Origin of the sequence: Saliphagus sp. GCM10025334 (assembly GCF_042663485.1) — an archaeon.
Lineage (GTDB): Archaea > Halobacteriota > Halobacteria > Halobacteriales > Natrialbaceae > Natronosalvus.
The window spans coordinates 565,550-587,370 of sequence record NZ_JBHTAF010000002.1; the positions used below are offsets into that span (position 1 = coordinate 565,550).

Annotated in this window: 17 protein-coding genes and 1 tRNA gene; 8 read left to right on the top strand and 10 right to left on the bottom strand. The window is 66.4% G+C overall.

Features of this window, described 5'->3' with window-relative positions:
• Positions 1-17: 17 nt before the first annotated feature.
• The 3 genes from ACFQO4_RS11125 to ACFQO4_RS11135 all read right to left on the bottom strand — a co-directional run bounded on the left by ACFQO4_RS11125 (position 18) and on the right by ACFQO4_RS11135 (position 1,633).
• Positions 18-437, bottom strand: a complete 420-nt coding sequence (locus ACFQO4_RS11125; protein ID WP_500194189.1) for a hypothetical protein — start codon at positions 435-437, stop codon at positions 18-20.
• Between the two features lie 95 nt (positions 438-532).
• Positions 533-1,411: a DUF2797 domain-containing protein gene (locus ACFQO4_RS11130; protein WP_500260975.1), complete on the bottom strand. Its 879-nt coding sequence runs from the start codon at positions 1,409-1,411 to the stop codon at positions 533-535.
• A 45-nt stretch (positions 1,412-1,456) separates the two neighbouring features.
• Positions 1,457-1,633 carry a hypothetical protein gene (locus ACFQO4_RS11135; RefSeq protein WP_253431006.1) on the bottom strand — a complete coding sequence of 59 codons (177 nt, stop codon included), beginning with the start codon at positions 1,631-1,633 and terminating at the stop codon, positions 1,457-1,459.
• A gap of 150 nt (positions 1,634-1,783) precedes the next feature.
• On the opposite strand from ACFQO4_RS11135, the gene ACFQO4_RS11140 reads away from it, so the two are divergent.
• The 3 genes from ACFQO4_RS11140 (at position 1,784) to ACFQO4_RS11150 (ending at position 4,244) form a co-directional block, all read left to right on the top strand.
• Positions 1,784-2,116, top strand: a complete 333-nt coding sequence (locus ACFQO4_RS11140) for a BsuPI-related putative proteinase inhibitor (protein WP_500260976.1) — start codon at positions 1,784-1,786, stop codon at positions 2,114-2,116.
• A 204-nt stretch (positions 2,117-2,320) separates the two neighbouring features.
• Positions 2,321-3,199 (top strand): hypothetical protein, encoded by an 879-nt coding sequence (locus tag ACFQO4_RS11145; RefSeq protein WP_500260977.1) that lies wholly within the window; start codon positions 2,321-2,323, stop codon positions 3,197-3,199.
• Positions 3,200-3,224: 25 nt separating this feature from the next.
• Complete coding sequence (locus tag ACFQO4_RS11150; protein ID WP_500260978.1) at positions 3,225-4,244, top strand: DUF5787 family protein; 1,020 nt, start codon at positions 3,225-3,227, stop codon at positions 4,242-4,244.
• 60 nt (positions 4,245-4,304) lie between these two features.
• Here ACFQO4_RS11150 and ACFQO4_RS11155 read toward each other — a convergent pair whose 3' ends face one another.
• Both ACFQO4_RS11155 and ACFQO4_RS11160 read right to left on the bottom strand, forming a co-directional pair.
• Positions 4,305-5,129, bottom strand: coding sequence for an MBL fold metallo-hydrolase (locus tag ACFQO4_RS11155; RefSeq protein WP_500261178.1), 825 nt, complete (start codon positions 5,127-5,129; stop codon positions 4,305-4,307).
• Positions 5,130-5,298: 169 nt separating this feature from the next.
• Positions 5,299-7,389 (bottom strand): CocE/NonD family hydrolase, encoded by a 2,091-nt coding sequence (locus ACFQO4_RS11160; RefSeq protein ID WP_500260979.1) that lies wholly within the window; start codon positions 7,387-7,389, stop codon positions 5,299-5,301.
• Positions 7,390-7,770: 381 nt separating this feature from the next.
• Between ACFQO4_RS11160 and ACFQO4_RS11165 the strand changes: the two genes are divergently transcribed.
• The gene (locus tag ACFQO4_RS11165; protein ID WP_500260980.1) at positions 7,771-9,213 is read left to right on the top strand and encodes an FAD-binding oxidoreductase; all 1,443 of its coding nucleotides are present in this window, start codon (positions 7,771-7,773) and stop codon (positions 9,211-9,213) included.
• A 60-nt stretch (positions 9,214-9,273) separates the two neighbouring features.
• On the opposite strand, the gene ACFQO4_RS11170 is transcribed toward ACFQO4_RS11165, so the two are convergent.
• Positions 9,274-10,728 (bottom strand): ATP-binding protein, encoded by a 1,455-nt coding sequence (locus ACFQO4_RS11170; protein WP_500260981.1) that lies wholly within the window; start codon positions 10,726-10,728, stop codon positions 9,274-9,276.
• A gap of 421 nt (positions 10,729-11,149) precedes the next feature.
• On the opposite strand from ACFQO4_RS11170, the gene mptA reads away from it, so the two are divergent.
• Positions 11,150-12,085, top strand: coding sequence for a GTP cyclohydrolase MptA (gene mptA, locus ACFQO4_RS11175; RefSeq protein WP_500260982.1), 936 nt, complete (start codon positions 11,150-11,152; stop codon positions 12,083-12,085).
• A 172-nt stretch (positions 12,086-12,257) separates the two neighbouring features.
• The gene (locus ACFQO4_RS11180) at positions 12,258-13,922 is read left to right on the top strand and encodes a hypothetical protein (protein ID WP_500260983.1); all 1,665 of its coding nucleotides are present in this window, start codon (positions 12,258-12,260) and stop codon (positions 13,920-13,922) included.
• Between the two features lie 35 nt (positions 13,923-13,957).
• Here ACFQO4_RS11180 and ACFQO4_RS11185 read toward each other — a convergent pair whose 3' ends face one another.
• From ACFQO4_RS11185 to ACFQO4_RS11195, 3 genes are all read right to left on the bottom strand, one after another.
• A complete protein-coding gene (locus ACFQO4_RS11185) occupies positions 13,958-14,764 on the bottom strand; it encodes an ABC transporter ATP-binding protein (protein WP_500260984.1) in 807 nt (268 codons plus the stop codon).
• 62 nt (positions 14,765-14,826) lie between these two features.
• Positions 14,827-15,630, bottom strand: coding sequence for a TrmB family transcriptional regulator (locus ACFQO4_RS11190; RefSeq protein WP_500260985.1), 804 nt, complete (start codon positions 15,628-15,630; stop codon positions 14,827-14,829).
• Between the two features lie 79 nt (positions 15,631-15,709).
• Positions 15,710-17,407: a DUF255 domain-containing protein gene (locus tag ACFQO4_RS11195; protein ID WP_500260986.1), complete on the bottom strand. Its 1,698-nt coding sequence runs from the start codon at positions 17,405-17,407 to the stop codon at positions 15,710-15,712.
• A gap of 135 nt (positions 17,408-17,542) precedes the next feature.
• On the opposite strand from ACFQO4_RS11195, the gene ACFQO4_RS11200 reads away from it, so the two are divergent.
• Together ACFQO4_RS11200 and asnB are read left to right on the top strand one after the other, a co-directional pair.
• Positions 17,543-17,626: transfer RNA gene (locus ACFQO4_RS11200), tRNA-Leu, on the top strand.
• A gap of 299 nt (positions 17,627-17,925) precedes the next feature.
• A complete protein-coding gene (gene asnB / locus ACFQO4_RS11205; RefSeq protein WP_500260987.1) occupies positions 17,926-19,794 on the top strand; it encodes an asparagine synthase (glutamine-hydrolyzing) in 1,869 nt (622 codons plus the stop codon).
• A gap of 58 nt (positions 19,795-19,852) precedes the next feature.
• Here asnB and ACFQO4_RS11210 read toward each other — a convergent pair whose 3' ends face one another.
• Positions 19,853-21,811 (bottom strand): ATP-binding protein, encoded by a 1,959-nt coding sequence (locus tag ACFQO4_RS11210; RefSeq protein ID WP_500260988.1) that lies wholly within the window; start codon positions 21,809-21,811, stop codon positions 19,853-19,855.
• Positions 21,812-21,821 lie beyond the last annotated feature (10 nt).

Consider the following 21,821-nt stretch of genomic DNA (forward strand, 5'->3'; position numbering starts at 1 on the left):
ACTACCGAAATCGGCGCTCAGTCGTCTTCGAGCGCGTCGGCGATACGGTTGAGCGCGCGGGTCTGATCGCGCAGTTCGTCACGGACCTGTCGAACCTCGCGGACGAGTTCCTCGTTGCCGACCTCGTCGCCGCCACGACCACCGGGACCGCCTGCGCCCGGCCCGCCGGGTCCGCCGCCCATCATGCCGCCCATCATCTGGGCGAGGGGGTTGCCGCCCATGCCGCCGGGTCCGCCGCCACCGCCACCGCCGAACGGACTCTCCGGTGGCCCCTCACCCTCCTCGGCTTCCGCCTCGCGTTTTTCGCGGATCTCTTCGACGCGCTCGCGGAAGGATTTTTCCTCGCCGTCGCTGTCGCCGTCTCCGCTGTTATCGACGTCGACGTCGACGTCGGTCTCCTCCCCCGCGTCGGCGTCGTTGTCGTGATCGTCTGCCATACTCGTCCTTCTCGAGCGCGGCGGAAAAGGATTGTTATCTCGGGAGTTTTGACGCCGGAACCCGGTCGAGTGCGGCCTCGACCGGCGGACGAGAATCAGCCTCGAGTGGCGAACGACCCGAGCGATGACTGGAGCCGTCGACCCCCGGTATCGGTGGCCTCGAGTTCGTATCCCACCAGGTCCCGCATGTCGACGACGTAGGCCGTCCCGCCGCGCTCCAGGACGAGCAGTCGCCCCTTCGTGCCGATGACGGTCCCCGCGGCGATGGTCTCCCGGACGGGGCGATGATCGAGGTCGAGGTCGTACGCGAAGTCGAATCGGTCGATGACGTCGAACGCGTCGCGGCCGAGCAACGCGTCCCAGGCGTCACCGTCGACCGCGCTGGCCAGCGTCTCGACCTTCGCGTCGGTTCGGACGCGGTCGACCAGCCCCTGTTCGCGGGCGATCTCGGCCTCGAGTTCGCGAGCGATACGGCCGTTCGAGACGGTGTGGAGGTGAGCGGCGCGGTCGGCCCCCTGCTCGCGAAGCCGAGTCTCGAGGCGCCACGAGCGGGTGACGCCTACCTTGAACGTCGCCGGGGCGAACGCTGCGAGGTAGACTGCGTGCTCCTCGTAGCAGTCCATCTCGTCTTTCAGGCAGGTGCCGGTACACCGGGCGCAGACCCAGGTGCTCGTGTGGTACTCGCAGTAGGGTGCCGCCGGGCGGTCACAGGGGTGGTGGACGTCGCCCTCGAGCGAGCCGGCGCAGTGGCGGTCGCCGAGAGCGTACTCGAGGACGGTGCCCGGCTCGAGGGCGAGCGGCGTGACGGTTCGGTCGTCCCTCGCGGTCGCTTCGGGGTCGCTGAGTAGCAAAACGGCGTCGGTCAGCGGCGTCGGTTCGTTCGGTTCGTCGGCTGCACTCGAGGCCGTGTCCGACGACTCCGCATCGACCGCCGCCGACACCGGTCGGCGCGGTCTGTACCCGACGACTTGCACGGTCGTCCTTCGAACCCGCGATAGAAAGCCGTGACGCTCGCCCCGTCAGGGCCACTCGCACGCGGCGCCGACGGTCAACGCCTGCTCGTCGATGTACGCCGCCAGACACGCGTAGTTGCAGAACTGGCCCGCCCGTTCGCGGCCGTCGTCCGTCGCCTCGCTCACGAAGACGGGGTCGTGACACTCCACGTCGCTGCCGCAGTAGGTGCAGTCGGTGGCCATACCCGTCTATCGATCAGCGAAGAGGAAGGTGTTACCCTGCGACGCTCGTCGAGAGCGTCGACAGCCGTGCCGCAACAGCCAGGACGGAACGAGAGACTATATTTCGGCGATAACACAAGGAATATAGCCCCAGGGGCGGAACCACCGACCATGACACTCGAGGGCACGCTCGACGTGACCGTGACGGACGGCGTTCCGACGTTCGAACTGACGGTCGAGAACACCGGTCCGGACGACGTCACGCTTCAGTTTCGAAACGGCTGCAAGGCCGACTTCGCGGTCGAAGACGACGGGGCCGAGCGCTGGCGACTCACGAACACCCGCATGTTCACGCAGGTGCTCTCCCAGGCCGACCTCGACGCCGGTGAGACCACCACGTTCGAGGCTACGGGTGACCAGCTCGAGCCCGGGCAGTACGTGGCCGTCGGCGAGTTGAACGCGAACAACTACGACTGCACGGCTCGAGCCGAGTTCTCGGTTTGAGGCGAGGGCGTCCGCACGCGGACACGTGGGCCTTCGATGTTCGATGGAGGTACCGATAGCATCGTTCCCGTAGCCAGATATTCTTAATGATTATTAAATATGTTTATTGGCCGAGAGGGCGTATTGTCCCTCGAGGATTATGACGTCGATACCAACGTGTGAGCAGACAGTACAGACAGTTTCCATCCCTCAGAAGGTGGGGCAATGAGTTTCACTTCGTCCACGAGAGCCGCCGGTACCCGGATGCTGGGATCGGTCGGTCACGGCGCGGGACGGCTACGCACGCCCGCGTTCTACCTCGTCACGGCCGCCTTTCTCGCGTTTCTCCTGTTCGCGCTCCGAGACTCCATGCTCATGGCCGGCCGGGCGTGGACGGCGGGGTACGCGTTTCCGGGTCACCGCGTTCACCACGTGATGATCGGCGCCACCTTGACGGTGTTCGCCGCGACCATCGCGGTCCAACTGTTCCGCCCCGCCGAGCGCGTCGGGGCGCTTCAGGCGGCGCTCGCGTTCGTGATTACGGCGTTTCTCATCACCGTCGCCGCGTCCGGGCTAGCGGCCGCCAGCGAGATCGTCGCGTTCGTCGTCCCGGTGTTCGCCATCGCCCTGTTGCACCCGGCCCGTCGCAACCTGATCCCGTCCCTCGAGCGGCGAGGACTCGACGCACGGCTGTTCGCCCTCGCAGCCGTCGGTGCCCTCGGCTTCGCCGTCGTCGCCGCCGGCGAGTTCGCGAACCACACGACGTTGACCAACGAACACGTCGTCTTCGGCCACTACGAGTTCCTGTCGTTCGCGGCGGCGTCGATCGGACTGTTCGCGTTGCTAGGAGCCCTCCGACCCGCCGGCTGGCGCGCACTCGTCTACGGGAGCGCCGCCCTCGCCGTGCTCTTCGCCGTCGGTTCGCTGGCGTTCCCGGGTGCCGAGCAGGGCTCGAGTCTCGGGACCGCAGGGTCACTCGCCGTGATCGCCTGGGCCGTCACGTTCGTCGCGCTCGCGGAGTACGGCGCTCGCACCGCCTCAGCTAACCCAGAGGTCGGACTCGACTCGAGTGCGACTCCCGGAACCGAGCCGCCACAGGCTTAAGCCCGTCCCGCCCCCAGCCCAGACAGTGAGCGAGTTTGCGTTCGAACTCGAGCTGTGTGCGGCCCTGGAGGCGCGTCGAGCGGGAATTCTCGCCCGCCAGCTCGGCGGGAGCGTCGCCAGCCCCGGCGCCCGTATCCTCGACGTCGTCTCCGTCGAGCCGGGTCCCGAGTTCGACCGGCGCACGGCGATCACCGCCGATTCGATCCCCGACGCGGCCCTCCAGGCCGACGTGGGCACGGGCCGGGCGCGCTACTGGAAGGACTGCTTCGACTGCCACCCCGAACGCGCCCGCCGGGCGGTCGAACGCGCCGTCGAGATCGGGTTCTTCGAGTCCGAACCCCGCAACGGACGGGAGTACGTGCGTCAGGTGGCTCGCTATCCCGACTGGTACGGGAAACTGGTGGGAATCGAGAACAAGCCCGACCTGGGCCGACCGGGCGACCTCGAGGCCCAGTTGCGCCTCGACGCGAGCCTCGCGCTGGTCGACGAGGCGGTGCTGGCGACGGAGAGTTACGTGACGCGAGCGCACCTCAACCGGATTCCCGAGGCGGTGGGCGTCTGGCGGATACACCGCGATGAGACGGCAGCGCCGACTGGTGGCGATACGGGGCCTGTAGACAGTACTATAGAAATTGAAGTAATACGCGAGCCCACGCTGTTACCGACCGCGAAGCCTGGCATCGAACCGCTCGAGTACCACCCCGGACGGACCGACGTCGCGGTGGTTTCGCCGGAACGGAAGGCTCGAGCCAGGCGCCGACTCGCCGAGCGATCGTACGGAAAGGGGTGGCGAACGTACGATTTTCCCGCGTGTGCGGCCTGCGCGCCGCTCGAGCGGGACGGTGCGACCCTGCCGCACTGCCGGTGGGCCGAACGCGTCGTGGACGCGAGTTCGGAGTGTGGGCCGGCGTGTCCGGGCTACGAGTCGGTCGAGGAGCCAGAAATTCGGGTCGACCTCGAGGCCGAGCGCGACGAGCGGACGCCGTGGGTAGCCGATCCGGCCGGAAAGCGGCGCCGTCAGTCGGGACTGGATCGGTTCTCCTGATCACTGAGCGGGTGAACATTGGGCGGACACGAACGCTCGAGGAGAGGGAAGTAAAGAGGTCTACAGCGAGTATCGCTCCCCGTCCACCGCTAACGGCTCCTCGAAGGCCTCCTCCGCCGGGTAGAAGTGCGCGAGGTGCACCAGCCGCGTGCGCTCGGCCGCGAGTTCGTCGGCCAGCGCGAGCGCCCCCTCGCGCGTCATGTGTTTCGTTCCGAACGTCCGCGGGACCCCGTCCGGACCCTCGTGGCGGCCACCGATGGGGTGTTTCTCGGCGAGGTGAGCCGGGACGATGGCCTCCGCGAGCAAGAGATCGGGGTCGGCGAGCACGGCCCGCGAGTCGTCCGGGACCGCGTAGCTGGTGTCACCCGTGATCGACAGCTTCGCCCCCGTTTCGGGATCCTCGACTGTCAGCCCGTAACAGACCAGCGGCGGGTGGACGACCGGAACCAGCGTGACCTCGAGTCCGCAGGTCGAAAAGGGCTCGAGCGGCGTCCGCGGGTGGACGGTCACGGCCTCGAGATAGTGGTAGTCCGCCGAGACCGTTTCGGCGACGCTCTTTCCAGTTTGGGGATCGGTCTCGTCGGCGGCGTAGACGTCCAGTTCGTCGATCACCCGGAAGACGTTGCCCAGCCCATCGAGGTGATCGAAGTGAATGTGTGTGATGATCGCCGCGTCGGGCAGGGCGACCTCGTCGCGGAGGAACTGGTAGCGAAAGTCGGGGCTGGCGTCGATCAGGAGGGACTCGCCCGTGCGCTCGTTCTCCACGTGGACCGAGAATCGGGTGCGCTCGAGTCCGCGTTCTCGGGCGAGCCGACAGGTCTCGCAGTCACAGCCGACGGTGGGCGTGCCGGTGGTGTCGCCCGTACCGAGCAGCGTCACCTCCACGGTCAGGGCCACCTCCGAAGCCGGTCGCTCGAGCGAGGGAACGTCATCGCCGGGGAATACGGCCGTGGGGGATAAGGGTGTTACCGCTTCCGTTCAGGGATTCGTCGATCGATTTCAGTCCGAAGGCCTCGAGCACCCGGTCCAAAGGCCTCGAGTGATCTCGAGGGGCTCAGAGCGACGTATCGAGACCGACCACGGTGACCGACGCCGCGGTCCCGTCCGCGCTCGCCCAGAGGTCGCCGCTCGCGCTGTACTCGAGCGGCCCGAACTCGTGCTCGCCCGTCTCGGCGGGGACCTCCGCGTAGTAGCGCACCGAGTCGCCCGCCTCGAGCGGGTCGTCGAACTCGACGTAGGTCGCCCCCTCGACCTCGGTGACCGAGTGGTCGTCGCCACCCACCACGGCCCACTCGTCGGGGAGGCGGTCGCGAACCAGGGTCGCCTCCGTCGTCGAGTCGACGGTGAGGTCGATCCTGGCCGTCTGGCCGGCGGTGTAGGCCGACGAATCCTGCTCGCGTGAGAGGGTCGCGGTGGGGAACGTGGGCGCGTCGAGGCCCTCGGCGATGGCGTCGAACCGGAGACACGACTCCGAGAGGACGACCTGGTTCGTCGACTCGTTGTCAGGGTCGTGTCTGACCCAGTCGGCGTTGTCCGAGGCGACGGCGACGCCGAGTCGCGACCCGGCCTCGAGCGTCCAGTCGATGTCCCAGCAGGCGACGGGCACGCGGTAGGCTCCGTCCGTCGGCGTCGGGGACTCCTCGTCGATACCGTCTCGGAACCGCGAGTTCCAGAACCCGCGAGCGAAAGGCCGGGTGCTACCGTCGGATCGACGCTCGTAGACGACGGCCGTGAACCAGGTGTCGTCGCTCGAGGCGACCAGCAAGTCCGCGGTGACGTGCCCGGCGACTCGCATCGACTCCTCGAGAGGCGGGCTCTCGAACATGAGGTGGTCGGGTCCGGACGAACGGTCGGCGAACATTCCCTCTTCGTCCGCGGGCGGCGAGGCGTCCTCGAAACTCGAGACGCCAGTCCCCAGCAACTCGAGTTCGCCCGCTGCGGGGTCGTCGCGGACGAGCGGGAACGCCGTCTTCTCGGCGGTGGCCGGCGGCCAGACGTCGAACTGCGTCCGCGGCGACGACGCCGACTGCACGTCGACCGGTGGCAGGTCCATCACGTCGGTCTCGACGCCGTCGACCAGCCAGTGGTCGAACCAGGCGTGATACAGCGCCGGGCTATCGGGGTACTGCCCGGCGGCGTGACCCCAGTCGCCGACGACGAGCCGTTTCGGGTGGTCGTCGGGGAGCGCCTCGTAGAACCGGGTCGATCCCCAGCGCTTGACGTTGCGGTCCTCCCAGCCGGCCTCCATCATCACGGGGCACTCGACGTCCGCGGCGCGTCGGCGGTAGTCGCGCTCGATCCAGAACTCGTCGTAATTGGGATCGTACTCGTAGGATCGGATCTCGTGCTCGAGCCGGTTGCTGGGCTCGACGCGGGTCGTGAGCGAGTCGAGCAGTTCCTCGGGATACTCGACCGCTGCCGGCGGGATGAGCCCGAAGCCGAAGTCGAACAGCGTCGGCGTCCCGTAGGTGTCCCACGGACAGGCGCCGTGGAACCGGTAGTCGTACCAGCGGTCGATGGCGACCTGCGGGACGATTGCTTGCAGGTGTTCGGGGTCCTCGATAGCGGCCGCGAGCTGGGTCGTCCCGTCGTAAGAGCCCCCGATCATTCCAATGTTCCCGTTGGTCCAGTCCGCCTCGCCGAGCGCGTCGATCAGTTCCTTCCCGCTGAGACGCTCTCGGATGCCGCCGTAGTCGTAGTAGCCCCCGGAGTTGCGCGTCCCGATGAGGTCGAACTGGGCGCGGGCGTAGCCACGCGGCACGAAGAAGTCGGCGATGCCGTCTTTCGCCGGGCTCTCGCCGCCGTTGAGCGCCTGGTAGAGGTCGTTGTACGGCGAGTACGTGAGGATCACCGGCACGTCGGAGACGGGTTCGCCGTCCGCGTCGACCGGACGGATGATCTCACCGTACAGCGACGGCGTCTCCGTCACTTCCTCGCCGTCGCGGTTCTCGAAGGTGAACTCGACTTCGATCGAGTGCGATTCGGGATCGCCGAGATCGTAGCGGGGTTCGGTCTCCCCGCTGGTGGTTTCGATCCCGTCCGTCGCGGCGACGGACGCGGATCCGAGCAGACCGAGCACGCTCGCTCCGGCCAGGGCGCCGGACGCTTTTAGAATCGATCGCCGATCGACTGGCTGCCGTGACATACGCTCGAGCACAACAGTCGCCATAAAGAGCGTGTTGACAATCCCATCAAAACGTTCGTGGCGGTTGGATCGACTGGCGAATCCGCTCACACGAGACGCTCGAGAAAGAGCTGACCGAGTGTGCGAATAACGATGGTAGAACTATTGTGAGCGGCCTCTTGTACGCCTCGCTCGACCCACAAAATCGACCGACTTACTAACGCCGGGAATTGCTATTCTAACCGCGACGGCAACTGAAGCGGGCGAGAGTCGATCCGGAAGGAGAGTTCTCCTTCCGTTTGTATCTGATGACCGTCTTGCATCGTTTGCACGGACGGCAGTGGGTGACAGAAAATCACTAGCTAGCTACCTAACCCTCGCGGCCGTATTACCGAAGATGCTATGACCCACACGACTATCACCACCCGCGAGGGGGCGACGACCACATTCCCCGAGGAGACGATCGAGACGTTTCACCGGCGTTTACACGGCCAGTTGCTCTCGCCGGCGGATCCGGAGTTCGAGGAAGCGACGCGACTCTGGAACGGCATGATCGAGAAGACGCCGGCGATCGTCGTCCAACCGACCGGGACGGCTGACGTCGTGGCCGCGGTCGAGTTCGCCCGCGAGCACGACCTCTCGCTCTCGGTGAAAGGAGGGGGGCACAACATCGCTGGCACGGCGCTGGTCGACGGCGGCATGACCATCGATATGTCCCGTCTCCGGGGAGTCATCGTCGACCCCGAAGCGCGGACCGCGACGGCCCAGGCTGGTTGTCTCATCGGCGACGTAGACCGCGAGACACAGCTTCACGGACTCGCGACGCCGTTGGGCTTCGTCTCCGAGACTGGACTGGCCGGCTTGACCCTCGGTGGCGGCTTCGGGTACCTGACCCGTCGATTCGGGTGGACAGTTGACAATCTGCTCGAAGTCGAAATCGTCACCGCCGACGGCCGGGTCCGACGCGCCAGCCGCGAGGTGAACGCGGATCTCTTCTGGGCCATCCGTGGTGCCGGCCACAACTTCGGTATCGTCACCTCGTTCACGTTCCAGCTGCACGAGGTAGGGCCGACCGTCTACGGCGGACTCGTCGCCTGGCCCTTCGAACGAGCTGACGAGATACTCGAGGCATACCGGGAGATGACGGCCGAAGCGCCCAGAGTCCTGACCGCGTTCCTGATCATCCGTCGGGCTCCGCCAGCGCCGTTCGTTCCCGAGGACTGGCACGGCAAGCGGATCTGCGCCATGACCATCTGCTACAGCGGTGACGTAGACGAGGTGGACGAGGCCCTGGCTCCGATCCGAGCGCTGGAAAATCCTGTCGTCGATCTCCTTCAAGAGCAGCCATACGCGCAATTGCAGTCGTATCTGGACACGACGCAGCCGAAAGGCAACGAGTACTACTGGAAGACCGAGTTTGCCGCCGAGTTGAGCGATGAGTTCCTCTCGACGATGCGAGAGCTAGCCGACGAGTGCCCCATCCCGGGAGCGCAGTTGGTCTTCGCTCACGTCGCCGGGGCGCTCAACGAGCGCGACGACGACGACGGGGCCGTCGGCAATCGCGACGTTCGCTTCGTGTACGGTGCCGCCGGCATGTGGGAACCGGACGAGCCCCGGTCGGCGGAGTACCAGCGGTGGATCCGCGATGCGTGGGAGCGGTTCCGGCCGTTCTCGACCGGCGGGAACTACGTCAACTTCCAGACCGCAGACGACGACGAGGAACGAGTTCGGGCGACGTACGACGAGAATTTCGATCGCCTCGTCGAGGTCAAAACGACGTACGACCCGGACAACGTATTCCGATCGAATCGGAATATCCGTCCAACCGATACCCGGGCCCGTTGATCGAAAGACCGACGGGTAGATTAGACGGTCGACTCCCAGTCGGTGGGTCGTTCGGAACGTTCAGTGGTCGTGGTCGTGACCGTGATCGTGTGAGTGCCCCCCGTCGCTCGCCGCACCTAGATCGCCACCCGCGACCAGCGCCTCGTGATCGCCGTCGATCATGTCCATGTTTTTCAGGTTGTCCCGCTCCTCGAAGTCCTGAACGGCCTCGAGCAGGTCGTCCTGGGTCAGCGTCGTCCGGTTCTCGGTCAGGGCCTCGAGGACGGCCTCCCGCATGACCATCCGGAGGTCGCTCCCGGTCATCCCCTCGGTTGCGTCGGCGACCGCGTCCGGATCGAACTCGTCGATGTCCATCGCGTGGGTGATGACTCGGAGGATGTCCGAACGCATCCCCGTGTCGGGTTTGGGGAAGTTGACGATCTCGTCGAACCGTCGCCAGGCCGCGGCGTCGAGTTGGTCGGGGTGGTTCGTCGCCCCGATCAGGAGCACGTCGTCCTGGATGAGCGAAACGTTGTCGATGCTCTTGAGCAGGGTGTTGACCGCCCGCTTGAGCGCGGCGTGTTCGTCGCTCCGGCGGGTCTTCGCGACGAAGTCGAACTCGTCGATGAACAGGATACACGGCGAGAGCCGCTTTGCCACCTCGAACGTCTTGTCGACGTTTTTGGCCGTCTCGCCGAGATACTGGCTGGTGATCATCGAGAGTTTGACCTCGACGAACGGGAGGTCCATGTCGTGAGCCAGCGCGCGGGCCGTCGACGTCTTCCCGGTGCCCGGCGGCCCGACGAACAGCAGTTTGCCGATCTCGCGCAGGCCGATCTGGGCGAGGTAGTCGCGGTGTTCGATCGCTTTGGCGATCTTCTCGATTTCGGACTCCTGGTTCGGCGTCAACACCAGGTCGTCGAGGGTGATGTCGACCTCCTCGGGGGCGCGCACCTCGACCAGGTCGAGCATCTCCTCTTCTTCCTCGTCGGCGAAGTACTCCTGAAGCAGCCCGTCGATCCACACCCGGTCGGCCTGGATCGGCCGGTTCTGCTCGCGGGCGGCCTCGTAGTCCGCGTCGAAGGCGAGCCCCTCGCGTCCCTCGAAGTGCTTCGCGAGCGTCGGGTTCGCCTGGATGCGGTCGGCGTCGGTTCGCTCGAGGTACCAGCGCTCGGCCAGGTCACGTTCGGTGAGCGAGATCGACCCCGAGAAGTCGTCGCGCTCGGTGAACATGAGGTCGCTGACGGCGTGCCACGGGCGGTCGACGCCGGTCGCCTCGCGGATGGTCGTGGTGGTGGCCGACAGCGGGCGGGAGATGCCACCACGGTGGCGTCGGTCGCGGCCGGAACCCGCGCCCGCGCTCGCGGCGTCGCCCGTATTGGATGTGTCGTCGGTGTCGTCGGTCCCACCGGCGGCGCCCGTCCAGAAGACCCGGCGGATCGCCGGCGGGAGGTCGTTTTCGTCGAGAGAACGGTCGTCCGAGTAGATGCTCGCCGTGAGCAGGAACTCGACGACCTCGAGCGCCGGAGTACTCATTCGCGGAACCTAGTCACCACACGCCCTTAATCCCGTCGTCACGGCCGCGACGCGACGGTCGTCGACGAGAGTCGGACGGCTCGTTCCAGTCGTCGACGGCCCGAGAGTCCACGAGCACCACTGCTCGAGGAACGTGACGGCGTCAAAATGCCCTTCATAGCTCTACCTTGTGACCAGAGCCACTTAAAGGAATGAGGAGAGCTACCGAAGAACACGGATCGGTCCAGCACAGTGGCTCGCGGGACGGAACGACGGGAAAATGCCCTTCATAGCTCTACCTTGTGACCAGAAGTACTTAAAGAACGATCGGGGATACCGCTCACCGAAAGCGAGGGTCGAGAGTACCGGAGTCCCCGTCCGTGAGCTCGACAGGCTAGCCCCTTCCGAAAGGCCTAATCGCGTTCTGGCCCGAATGTGACCAATGAGTCACCAGTTGCCCGACGTCCAGGCGAGCGCGCCCGACGTCACCGTCGGACTGAGCCAGGTCGGCGTCACCGGCGTCGAGAAACTCGTCAAGATCGCCCGCGAGGACAAACGCCCGTTCGTGTTCACGGCGGAGTTCGAGGTCTTCGTCGATCTCCCCGCCTGGCGCAAGGGCGCGGACATGAGTCGCAACATGGAGGTCATCGACGAGACCCTCGAGGAGGCCACCCGCGAGGAGGCCTACCGCGTCGAGGACGTCTGCGGCGACGCTGCCGAGCGCCTGCTCGAGAAACACGACTACACCTCGAAGGCTGAAGTCTCGATGGAGGCCGAGTTCATGCGCCGCGAACAGACGCCGGCGAGCGACCGCGAGACCCAGCACACCGTCGACGTCATCGCCTCCGCGACGGCCACCGAGGAGGGAACCCGCGAGGAGGTCGGTGCCCGCGTCGTCGGCATGACCGTCTGTCCGTGTTCCCAGGGGATGTCCGTCGCGCGGGCGAAGCAGAAACTCGAGGACCTCGATGTGCCCGAGGCGAAGATCACGGAGTTCCTGGACGAGGTGCCCCAGCCGGGTCACTCCCAGCGCGGGCACGCGACGCTCACGATCGAATCCGAGGGTGCGCCGGACGTCGACCTGAACGACGTCATCGACGTCGCCCGGGACTCGATGAGCGCGCACATCTACAATCTCGCGAAGCGCCCCGACGAGGACCACATGACCTACGAGGCCCACAGCGACGCCAAGTTCGTCGAGGACTGCGTCCGCGCGATGGCCGAGGGCGTCCTCGAGCAGTTCGGCCACCTGCCCGACGACGCGGTCGTCCGCATGTCCCAGTCGAACGACGAGTCGATCCACCAGCACAACGCACACGCCGAGCGCGTCGTCGACTTCGCGACCCTGCGAGCGGAAGCGAACGGCGACGGTCAGTAGCGAGGTGACAGCGGACCGAACGATTTACGCGGGCGGCCCGCCCACGGAAACCTATGTGCCGCCCCCTGATTCGTAACCCACTCCGGAGGTCGCTCGAGGCAGCGGCCCGCGCGCTCGAGCCGGGACTCCATCCGCTCGAGACAGGACTCTGTGCGCTCGAGGTGACGGCCTGATGGGGTTCGTTCCCCTCACGATCGCCACGACGGAGTACCGGCGAACGGTTCGAACGGTCGTCGGCGATCGAACGAAGCTCCTCCTGAGCGTCGGAATCATCCTGGTCGCGCTCGGCCCGATGATGGCCGTCGGCCTCCTCCTGTTACCGGTAGCGGGCGAAGCGCTGGCCGCGGGGCCGGTCGAACCGGTCGCCGGGTTCACCGTCGCGGACGTCGTCACCGGCGGTGTCGCGATGGCGTGGATCGGACTGGTCGCGTTCGCGACGATCCGCGTCGTCTCGACGGTAGCCGACCTGGACGAGCCCGCACTCGTCCTGACGGCGACCCCGATTCGAACGCTCGTCGTCGGCCTCGTCGGTTCGGAGCTGCTGGCCTTCGGGACCTGGCTGCTCCCGATCTCGTTACTGCTATCGGGCGCGTTCGCCTACGGAGCGGGAACGATCTGGCCCGTTCTCGTCGCCCCGGCAACGGTCGCCGTGCTATTCCTATCCGCCTTCCCGGTCGGGTTCGCCCTCGGCGTCGGAATCCGCCACCTCATCACCGTCTACGAGCCGATCGCGCGCTACCGTACCCCAATTCTCGTCCTTATCGGCGCGGCTTACTTCGGGTCGATCGCCCTCGGCTGGTTCGACCAGGTCACCGGCGTCCTGTTCGACCTCCTCGACGGGACGCCCCTCGGCTGGCCCGGTCACCTCCTGCTGGCGGGACTCCCGAACGTCACGTTCTCGATGCCACACGCCGTCGTCGGCGTCGTCGGTTCGGGGGCGCTCTCCGCACTCGCCATCGTCGTTGGCACCCGTCTGGCCGCGATTCACTGGCGATCCGATCCGTTCCGCGAGGACGAAGACGAGCGCGTCGTCGCGGACCACTCCGGCGAGAGCCGGCTCGCGACCCTGCTCGAGCCAGGACTGAGCCAGCCGGTTCGAACCGTCGCCGTGACGGCCCTCCGCCGGACGAAACGCGCCCCCATTCGCCTGCTGTACGTCGCCTACCCGCTGTTCATGGCGGCCTTCTTCGTCCAGGAGATCGCTCGAGCGGGGACGATACCGGCCTACGTCGCCGTCCTCACCTGCTTGTACGTCGTCTGGGGCGCCGGCGCGTTCGTCTCGCTCAACCCGCTGGGCGACCTCGGACCGGCGCTCCCGGCCGTCCTCACGTCGACGGTCTCGGGTCGACAGGTGGTCGCCGGCCGACTCGTCGCGAGCGCGCTCGTGGCCGCCCCCGTCGCCGTCGTCGTCAGTCTCGGCGTCGGCCTCGTGAGTCCGCTGTCGCTCGAGCAGGTCGCCCTGCTGGTTCCTGCGACGGTGGTCGGCGCCCTCGCCGCGCCCGCGCTGGCCGTCGGCATCGGCTCGCTGTTCCCCCGATTCGGCAGTGTCACCATCTCCTCGAACCGGGAGGCGGTCATGCCGAGCAAGTCCGCGTTCGTCGCCTACACGCTCGCCCTCGTAATTCCGATTGGCGCGTTCGGTATCATCTACACCGACGCCGCCGACGCGGTCGCGGCAGTCGCGACCGCACTGGTCGCGGTGGCGCCGGTCGTCGAACTCACCGTCCCGAGCGCCGCCGTCCTCGCGCTCGCCTGGCTCGCACTCCTCGTAGGGCTCGCCGGACCGGCGCTATCAGCCGGTTACGCGGTTCGTACGTTCGACGAGTACGTCAGTTGATCGCGATCAGGCCAGGCCCAGGATCGGATCTAGACTCAGACTCGTTTTTCAGTACCTCGAACCGCCGCCTCGCTGTCGTCGGTGATCTCGAGGAAGGCGTCCTCGAGACTGCCGCTCTCGCCGGTTTCGGCCCGTGATTTCAGCGTCTCGGGGTCGCCCTCGGCGACGAGGGTCCCCTCGTGGAGGACGCCGATGGTGTCGGCGAGTTCGTCGACGACGGAAAGAATGTGGGTAGAGAGGAAGATAGTCATCTCCTGGTCGGCCAGGTCCGCGATGGTGTCTCGCATCGTCCGGGCCGCCCGCGGGTCGAGGCCGCTGGTCGGTTCGTCGAGGAAGGCCACCGCGGGTTCGTGAAGGACCGCCTGGATCACGCCGACTTTCTGGCGCATCCCCTTCGAGTAGGCGTCGATGCGCTTGTCGGCGTCCTCGAGCAGGTCGAAGCGCTCGAGGAGGGACTCGATGCGTTCGCTCGCCTCCGCTTTCGGGAGGTCTCTGAGGCCCGCGACGTAATCGAGTTGCTCGCGGCCGCTGAGTTCGTCGTAGATCGGCGGCTCTTCGGGCAGGTAGCCGATGTGCGGGGTGACGGCGTTCCGGTCGGTGACGTCGTGACCGGCGACGCGGGCCGTCCCGGACGTGGGTCGGGTGAGCGTCGTCAGCATCCGCATCGTCGTCGTCTTGCCGGCCCCGTTCGGACCGAGGAAGCCGTAGACGGTGCCCCGTGCGATTTCGAGGTCGAGATCCGAGACGGCAGTCTCGTCACCGTAGCGCTTGGTCAGGCTTCGAGCCTCGATTGCGGGGGGAGAGGGAGGGATCGACGAGTCGGCGGGAGACGTGGGGGACATACGCCGGGGTTCGCGCGTTCGGTCCTAAAGTGTTGCTGATGTTACCCGATTTGGGTCCCGACTCAGAACGAGAGCGGCGTCGCCTCCTCCCACCGAGGGAGGAACTTCTCGTGGACGTCGGCGGCGAACTCCGGGTCCTTGAGGTCGATCATGCCGAACGCCTCGCCTGATCCGAGCGGGTTTGGCACCTGGATCACCACCTCGACGTCGTCGATGACGTTGAACGACCCGCGAACGTCCTCGTTCGTCCGCACTGCGAAGTCCTCGCGCTCCTGCAGGGCCTCCTGGTATCGGCGCCCGACAGTCGGCGAGAGGGCGTTGACCAGGCTCCGGCTCATCAGTACGTTCACCGAGACACCACGGTCGAGGGCCGCCTCGAGGTGAGCCAGCACCTCGTCGCCGACCGTCCGGATGTCCACCTGTGGGGAGGGATCGGCGGCGACCATCACGATGTTCCGGTCGGCCGCGGCCAGGCGCTCGAGCAGGAGGTCGATCGTCTCGTCGGGACCGACGGCGGCCGTCCAGAACTGCTCCTCGACGGGTTCGGCCGCGTCGAGTTCGTTCGCGAGGTCGTCGACGATGGACTCGTACTGCTCGGCCTTCTCCTCGAGTTCGCGCTTCTTGTCGTCGAGCAAGCGGTCGAGGGCCGTCGCCGGTTCGACGGCGACGTACTTCTTCGGGCGACTGGCCGTCTGGCTTCGCACGAGGTTGTACTGTTCGATGCTGTTGAGGACGTCGTAGATCCGTCCCATCGGCACGTCGCTCGCGCGCGACAACTCCTTCGCCGTTGTGGGACCGGTGTTGAGCAGGGCCCGGTACGCCCGTGCTTCGTACTCCGAGAGGCCGAGGTCCCTGAGTGTGGCCATACTACGTCCTCGAGAGGCGACGTCCATAAACGCTTGGATAGTTTGACCGCCCGGCGAGTTCCTCCAGACGATCGAGAACCTACGCCAGGAGGTCCGAGACGCGATCACTCAACTCCGCAGGCGTTGTCGCGGGCTCGGTCGTTCGCGACCCGCGTTCGGCGACCGCCGCTCCCACGGGCACGTCCGAGACGTCAGCGGCGTCGGGGACGACGACCTTCTCGTGATCCGCGATGCGACAGGCCGCCCGGTGGAGGTCCGACCCGGCCGGCGCCCCGATCCGGATCACGAGCGATCCCTCGAGCACGCGCGCTGCCACGCTCGCGTAGCGGGCGACCTGTACCGAAAAGCGATCGCTCGCCCCGGCGAATGCCTCGAGGGTCTCGCGAGCGACCCGTTCGTACCGGTCGTCGCCCGTGATCGCCGCGAAGTCGAGCAAGGCGTCCGCGAACTCGACGTTCGCGTCGAGCGGCCGTAGGGGGCGCTCGAGCAGCCCCGCGCCGGATCGAGGGCCGTCGACGAACGAGTCGCCGACCCGGAGCTGGTCGATCGTTGCGTCGGCAACGGCGACCGCGTCGTCTACGGTGTCGGCGCCGAGGATCGATCGCGCGCTCGTCAGCGCCTGCAGAACCCGGGCCTGGTCGGCGAGCAGTCCGTGCTCGCTCTCGACGTTCCCTCCACCGTCGGCCCCGGCAGGTCGATAGTGGGTGACGACGCCGTCCTCGAGCATCGCGTCTCGAAGCGTCTCGAGGGCGCGTTCGGCGTACCGCCCGGCGCACTCGTCGTCGGTGTAGGCCCGGTAGGTACACAGGGCGTCGATCGCGAGCGCGTTCGCTCCCGCGAAGACGGTTTCGTCGACGGGAGGCTGGTCGACAGCCTCGCGGTCGCTCGCCTCGAGGACGTGTGATTCGGGGTCGCCGGGGGCCTGGCTGCCGGCGAAGGCGCCGCCGTGGGGCCGATTGTCTCCATTCTCGCCGCTTTCTGGCACCCACAGCGTCGTCGTCAGGTACTCGAGCGCGCGCTCGGCCGGCTTTCGGTAGCTGTCCTCGCCCGTGTAGAGGTAGGCGTTGGCGAACGCCCGCAATAGCGCCGCGTTCGAGTCCAGGAGCTTCTCGTGCTGGAGGCCCGACCAGTCCTTGCCCGTCGCGAAGCGGTAGAAGCCCCCCTCGTACTCGTCGAGCAGATTCGCCGAGACGGCGTCGAAGCACCGCAGCGCCATCTCCCGGTCGCGCTTGAGCGCGAACTCGAGAGCGTCGGGCAGCGGGAACTTCGGTTCCTCGCCCCAGCCGCCGGCGACCTCGTCGTACTGGTCGGTGAGCTGGCCGAGCATCTGGCGCTCGACGTCCGCCGTGAGCTGCCCTGCCGGCGGTTCGGTGTCCTGCAACGGTCGCGGAATCGACCCCGCCTCCGCACCCTTCGTCTCCCACACCGATCGAACGCGCTCGAGCACCTGTCGCAGGCCATCGTGACCGAGGTAGCCGGCACCCGTCAGGATGGAGCCGTCGGGGGCGAGAAAGACCGTCGAGGGAAACCCGCCCATGTTGTACCGGTCGCGCACCCGCGGGTGACGATCGACGTCGACGCGGACGGGGACGAACCCGTCGTTGACGTTGGCCGCGAGCGTCGGGACGGCGTAGGTCTCGGCGTCCATCTCGTGACAGTGGTCGCACCAGGTCGCCGTGAGCGAGAGCAAGACCGGGACGCCCCGGTCGGCCGCCTCGTCGAAGGCGTCGACTCCCCACTCGCGCCACTCGACCCGCGTGACGTCGTCCGTTTCCATACTCGAGGGTGGCCCGTCGTGCGTGTAAGGGCTTCGAAGGCGCTCGAGTTGTCGCAGTTGGAGTTTTCTCGAGTTTACGAAACCGACACCGAAACGCACAACCCCTATCGGTGGCAATCCTCGAGTGCATTCTGTGCGAGGGTAGCCAAGCAGGCCAACGGCGGTGGGCTTAAGACCCGCTCTCGTAGGAGTCCTTGGGTTCAAATCCCAACCCTCGCACTCGTCACGAACGCTGGTGAGTGACGAGTGTGAGACGCGGGATTTGAAGTAGAGAAGTCGCAGCGCCGAGCAACGCGAGGCGACCATCTTCGCGTAGTTCAAATTCCAACCCTCGCATTGCTGTTGCTCACAACGGCAATCGGACAGATGAAGTTCAAACTCAGTCCTCGAGCGACTTTCCTCACACACCATGAGACAGTTCGTTCGGGAACATAGTCCTCTCCCGAACACATATCAGGAAGTAACTACGACGCGGTAGCGACGACATAACAACGACCTAAACGCCGAATGCCGTTCGTATGTGTGGCATCGTTGGTGCGTACGGTCGGGTCGACGAGGAGACGCTCTCGTCGATGCTCGAGTGGATCGAACATCGAGGACCCGACGAGGAAGGTCGGTACATCGACCGCGACGCAGGGGTAATGCTGGGGGCGCGACGCCTCGCCATCGTCGACCTCGAGGGTGGCTCTCAACCGAAGTGGAACGAGGACGAGACCGTCTGCGTCGTCTTCAACGGCGAAATCTACAACCACGAGGAGTTACGAGCGTCCCTCCGGCGGGACGGCCACCGCTTCGAGAGCCAGTCCGACACCGAGGTCCTGGTCCACCTCTGGGAGGAGTACGGCGATCGGATGGTCGATCACCTCGAGGGCATGTTCGCCTTCTCCATCTGGGACGCTACGTCGCAAACGATCTTTCTGGCTCGCGACCGGATGGGCATCAAGCCGCTGTACTTCGGACGAACGGACGCGGGCTACGTCTGGGGAAGTGAACTCCCCGCGCTCCTGATCGGCGGCGTGAATCGATCCATCGACCCCGCGGCCGTCTTCAACCACTTCTCGCTCGAGTACGCGCCGGGCTCCCAGACGCTGTTGCGGGACGTCCGGAAGGTAAAGCCGGGTCACACCGTTGAGATCGGCCCCGACGGCGTTCGAGAGCGCGAGTACTGGAGTTTCCTCGACGTCGAGACCGGCAGTGCGGCGACGAGTTTCGCGGACGCCGCGGACCGACTGTCGACCCTGCTCGAGCGATCCGTCGAGCAACGCCTCATGGCTGACGTCCCCGTCGGGGCGTTCCTCTCGGGCGGCCTCGACTCCTCGGCGATCGTCGGCATCGCCTCGAACCTCAGGAACGAACCACTCGACACGTACTCCGTCGCCTTCAGCGACGAGCGCTTCGACGAGAGCGCGGAGGCCCGTCTCGTCGCGGATCACTTCGGGACGAACCACCACGAGGTGCACGTCGACCTCTCCTCGATGGACGTGTTCGACGACATGATTCGTCACCTCGGCGAACCGACCGGGCACCTGCAGATGCTGCCACTCTTCTTGCTCTCTCAGCGCGCCCGCGAGGACGTGAAAGTCGCCCTGGCCGGCGAGGGCGCCGACGAACTGTTCGCGGGGTACTCGCGGTACCAGCAGGCGCCCCAGTACAAGCGGAAGGTCGACTTCCTCCCGAAGTTCACCCACGACGTCGCGAGTGCCGTCGCCACGGTGGCGCCCGTCGGTTCCAAACACCTGCAGTACTACGCCTGGCTGAAGGACAACACCGAACTCGTCCTCCACAACACCTGCGGGTTCATGCCGTTCCGTCCCGAGCCGGACGACTTCCTCACGACGGGCGAAACCGCCGAGACGTCGGGCCTTCGCTCGAGCGTGAGTCAGGTGACGAGCCGGGTCGAGGACCCGACGCCCGAACAGCACATCTCGGCGTTCGAGACGAGCCAGACGCTCCCGAACTTCCACCTGTTCAAGGCCGACCACACGAGCATGGCCCAGTCGCTCGAGCTCCGGGTCCCGTTCCTGTCCACCGACGTCGTGGAGTTCGCCCACTCGCTCCCGATCGAGTACAAGGCGACCGACCAGGACGTCAAGCGCGTGCTCAAACGCGCCGTCGGTGACCTGCTGCCCAGGGAGATTCTCGAACGAAAGAAGATGGGGATGCGACCGCCCGTCGAGGACTGGTTCCGTGGGGACCACGACGCGATCGAACAGTGGTTCGACCGCGGGCGCCTCGAGCGGACGCCGTACGTCGACGCGGACAGGGCTACGGGGTTGCGGGATCGCCACCGTCGCGGCGAGGAGTCGGTCGGGCGAACGCTCTGGCTGATCCTCACCTACGTCGCGTGGTATCACACGTTCATCGACGAGAAGACGGCCATCGTCTGATCCTCATCGACAGAAGACGGACGTCGTCTGACCCGAAACGATTTCGGACAGTCTCGAGTCACTCCTCGGCTGCTGGAAGCGTAAACGAGAACGTCGAGCCTTCGCCGGGTTCGGACTCGACCCAGAGACGCCCGCCGTGGCGTTCGACGATCCGTTGACAGAGCGCAAGGCCGATCCCGGTTCCAGCCTGTTCGTCGTGACTGTGGAGGCGCTGGAACACCTCGAAGACCCGGTCTTGATCCTCGGGATCGATACCGATTCCCTCGTCGTGAACGGAGACCAGCCATCGCTGGCCGCGTCGATCGGCCGTCACGCGAATGGTCGGAGGTTCGTTACCACTGTAGGCGATCGCGTTCGTGAGGAGATTCTGGAACACCTGCCGTAACTGGCTGGCGTCGCCTTCGACGCGAGGCAGCGGGCCGACCGCGAGCTGGGCTCCGCTCTCGTCGATTTGGATATGGAGGTCCTCGATCACGTCGTCGACGACCGCCTCGAGGTCGACCGGTTCGAGCGGATCGCCCTGGGCATCTACCCGAGAGTACTGGAGCAGGCCGTCGATCATCTCGCGCATCCGATCGGCGCCGTCGACGGCGTACTCGAGGAACTCCTCGCCGTCCTCGTCGAGGTCGTCGCCGTACCGGCGCTCGATCAACTGGAGGTAGCTCGAGACCATCCGCAGGGGCTCCTGGAGGTCGTGGCTGGCGGCGTAGGCAAACTGCTCGAGGCGCTCGTTCGATTCCTCGAGTTTCCGCTGGCGTTCGACCTGTTCGGTGACGTCCTGGGCGATGGTCATCCCGCCGAACACCGCACCGCCGTCGTCGGTGAGCGGAACGACGCGAATAATCCACTCCCGGTGGGCGTACTCCACGTCGACCGTTCGCGTCTCGCCCTCGAGGGCGTCCCGGAACGCCGACTCGAGCGTCTCGCCGACTTCGTCCGGCCACACCTCCCTGACGAATTGCCCCTCGAGGTCGCTCGAGGAGACGGGCAGGTCCTCGAAACCCCGTCCCGCCGCGAGCGTGTACCGGAGGTCGTCGTCGAACATCGTGACGATCCCGTTCGGGAAGTTCTCGGCGAGGGTGCGGTGGCGCTGTTCGGACTTCCTGAGCCGTCGCTGATGTCGCTTGCGCTCGGTGACGTCTCGATCGGAGACGATGATCGAGACGACGTCGCCGTCGTCGTCGGTCACCGGTCTGAAGGTCCCGTTGAGGGTGTAGCGCTCGCCATCTGGCCGGGTGAGATCGGCCTCGAACTCGACGTACTCGCCCGCTGCGGCGCGTTCGGTCCACTCCTTTACGTCGGACTGGACATCGTCTCCCTCACCCCACCACGGCGTCTCCCAGAACAGTTCGCCGGTCACGTCGGCGAGGTCGGCGTCGATGTACTCCATCGCCGTCTGGTTGATGTCCATCACCGTCCCGTCCGGCTCGAGCAGCCCGACCAGAATGTTTGGATCCTCGAAGATTGCCTGGAATCGCCGCTGTGTCCGTGTGTTTTCGATCGCCGTCGCGAGCACGTTGGCGACGCTCTGAACGAAGGTCGCGTCGTGCTCGGTGAACTCGCGCGCTTCGGTCGTGTGAACGCCCAGGACGCCCCATGGGTCGTCCACCGATCCGATGACGACGCTCACGCCGCTGCGGACGTCGTGATCGGTCAGCAGGTCGGGCCCGGAGAATCGCTCCTCCGTGTGGAGGTCATCGACCACGACCGGTTCTTCGGTCAGGAGGGTGTAGCCGGCCTGGGAGTCCTGGTCGGTCGGCACCGTCCCGGTCCCCACCAGTCCGTCGTCCCAGCCGACCCCCTGTCGAAGCAAGACCGCCTCCCCGTCGGGAAGCAACTCGAGGACTTTGGCGTACTCGGCGTCGAGCGTCTCGACGAGTTCGACCGTCGCGTCGTGCATCAGCTGGTCGAGGTCGTCGGTCTCGAGCCCCTGTTGGCCGAGTTCGGCGATGGCTTCCTGCTGGCGGATGTAGGCGGCAAGTGCCGGATCTGCGTCTCCGTACGGAGATGACGGCATTCACCCCTAA

What these genes read in the sequence shown, in the direction of transcription:
- ACFQO4_RS11145 (WP_500260977.1), top strand. Translation starts at nt 2,321, where the DNA reads ATGAGTTTCACTTCGTCCACGAGAGCCGCCGGTACCCGGATGCTGGGA.
- ACFQO4_RS11160 (WP_500260979.1), bottom strand. Translation starts at nt 7,389, where the DNA reads ATGTCACGGCAGCCAGTCGATCGGCGATCGATTCTAAAAGCGTCCGGC.
- ACFQO4_RS11185 (WP_500260984.1), bottom strand. Translation starts at nt 14,764, where the DNA reads ATGTCCCCCACGTCTCCCGCCGACTCGTCGATCCCTCCCTCTCCCCCC.
- ACFQO4_RS11190 (WP_500260985.1), bottom strand. Translation starts at nt 15,630, where the DNA reads ATGGCCACACTCAGGGACCTCGGCCTCTCGGAGTACGAAGCACGGGCG.
- ACFQO4_RS11210 (WP_500260988.1), bottom strand. Translation starts at nt 21,811, where the DNA reads ATGCCGTCATCTCCGTACGGAGACGCAGATCCGGCACTTGCCGCCTAC.
- ACFQO4_RS11140 (WP_500260976.1), top strand. Translation starts at nt 1,784, where the DNA reads ATGACACTCGAGGGCACGCTCGACGTGACCGTGACGGACGGCGTTCCG.
- ACFQO4_RS11195 (WP_500260986.1), bottom strand. Translation starts at nt 17,407, where the DNA reads ATGGAAACGGACGACGTCACGCGGGTCGAGTGGCGCGAGTGGGGAGTC.
- ACFQO4_RS11170 (WP_500260981.1), bottom strand. Translation starts at nt 10,728, where the DNA reads ATGAGTACTCCGGCGCTCGAGGTCGTCGAGTTCCTGCTCACGGCGAGC.
- ACFQO4_RS11165 (WP_500260980.1), top strand. Translation starts at nt 7,771, where the DNA reads ATGACCCACACGACTATCACCACCCGCGAGGGGGCGACGACCACATTC.
- asnB (WP_500260987.1), top strand. Translation starts at nt 17,926, where the DNA reads ATGTGTGGCATCGTTGGTGCGTACGGTCGGGTCGACGAGGAGACGCTC.
- ACFQO4_RS11125 (WP_500194189.1), bottom strand. Translation starts at nt 437, where the DNA reads ATGGCAGACGATCACGACAACGACGCCGACGCGGGGGAGGAGACCGAC.
- mptA (WP_500260982.1), top strand. Translation starts at nt 11,150, where the DNA reads ATGAGTCACCAGTTGCCCGACGTCCAGGCGAGCGCGCCCGACGTCACC.
- ACFQO4_RS11180 (WP_500260983.1), top strand. Translation starts at nt 12,258, where the DNA reads ATGGGGTTCGTTCCCCTCACGATCGCCACGACGGAGTACCGGCGAACG.
- ACFQO4_RS11135 (WP_253431006.1), bottom strand. Translation starts at nt 1,633, where the DNA reads ATGGCCACCGACTGCACCTACTGCGGCAGCGACGTGGAGTGTCACGAC.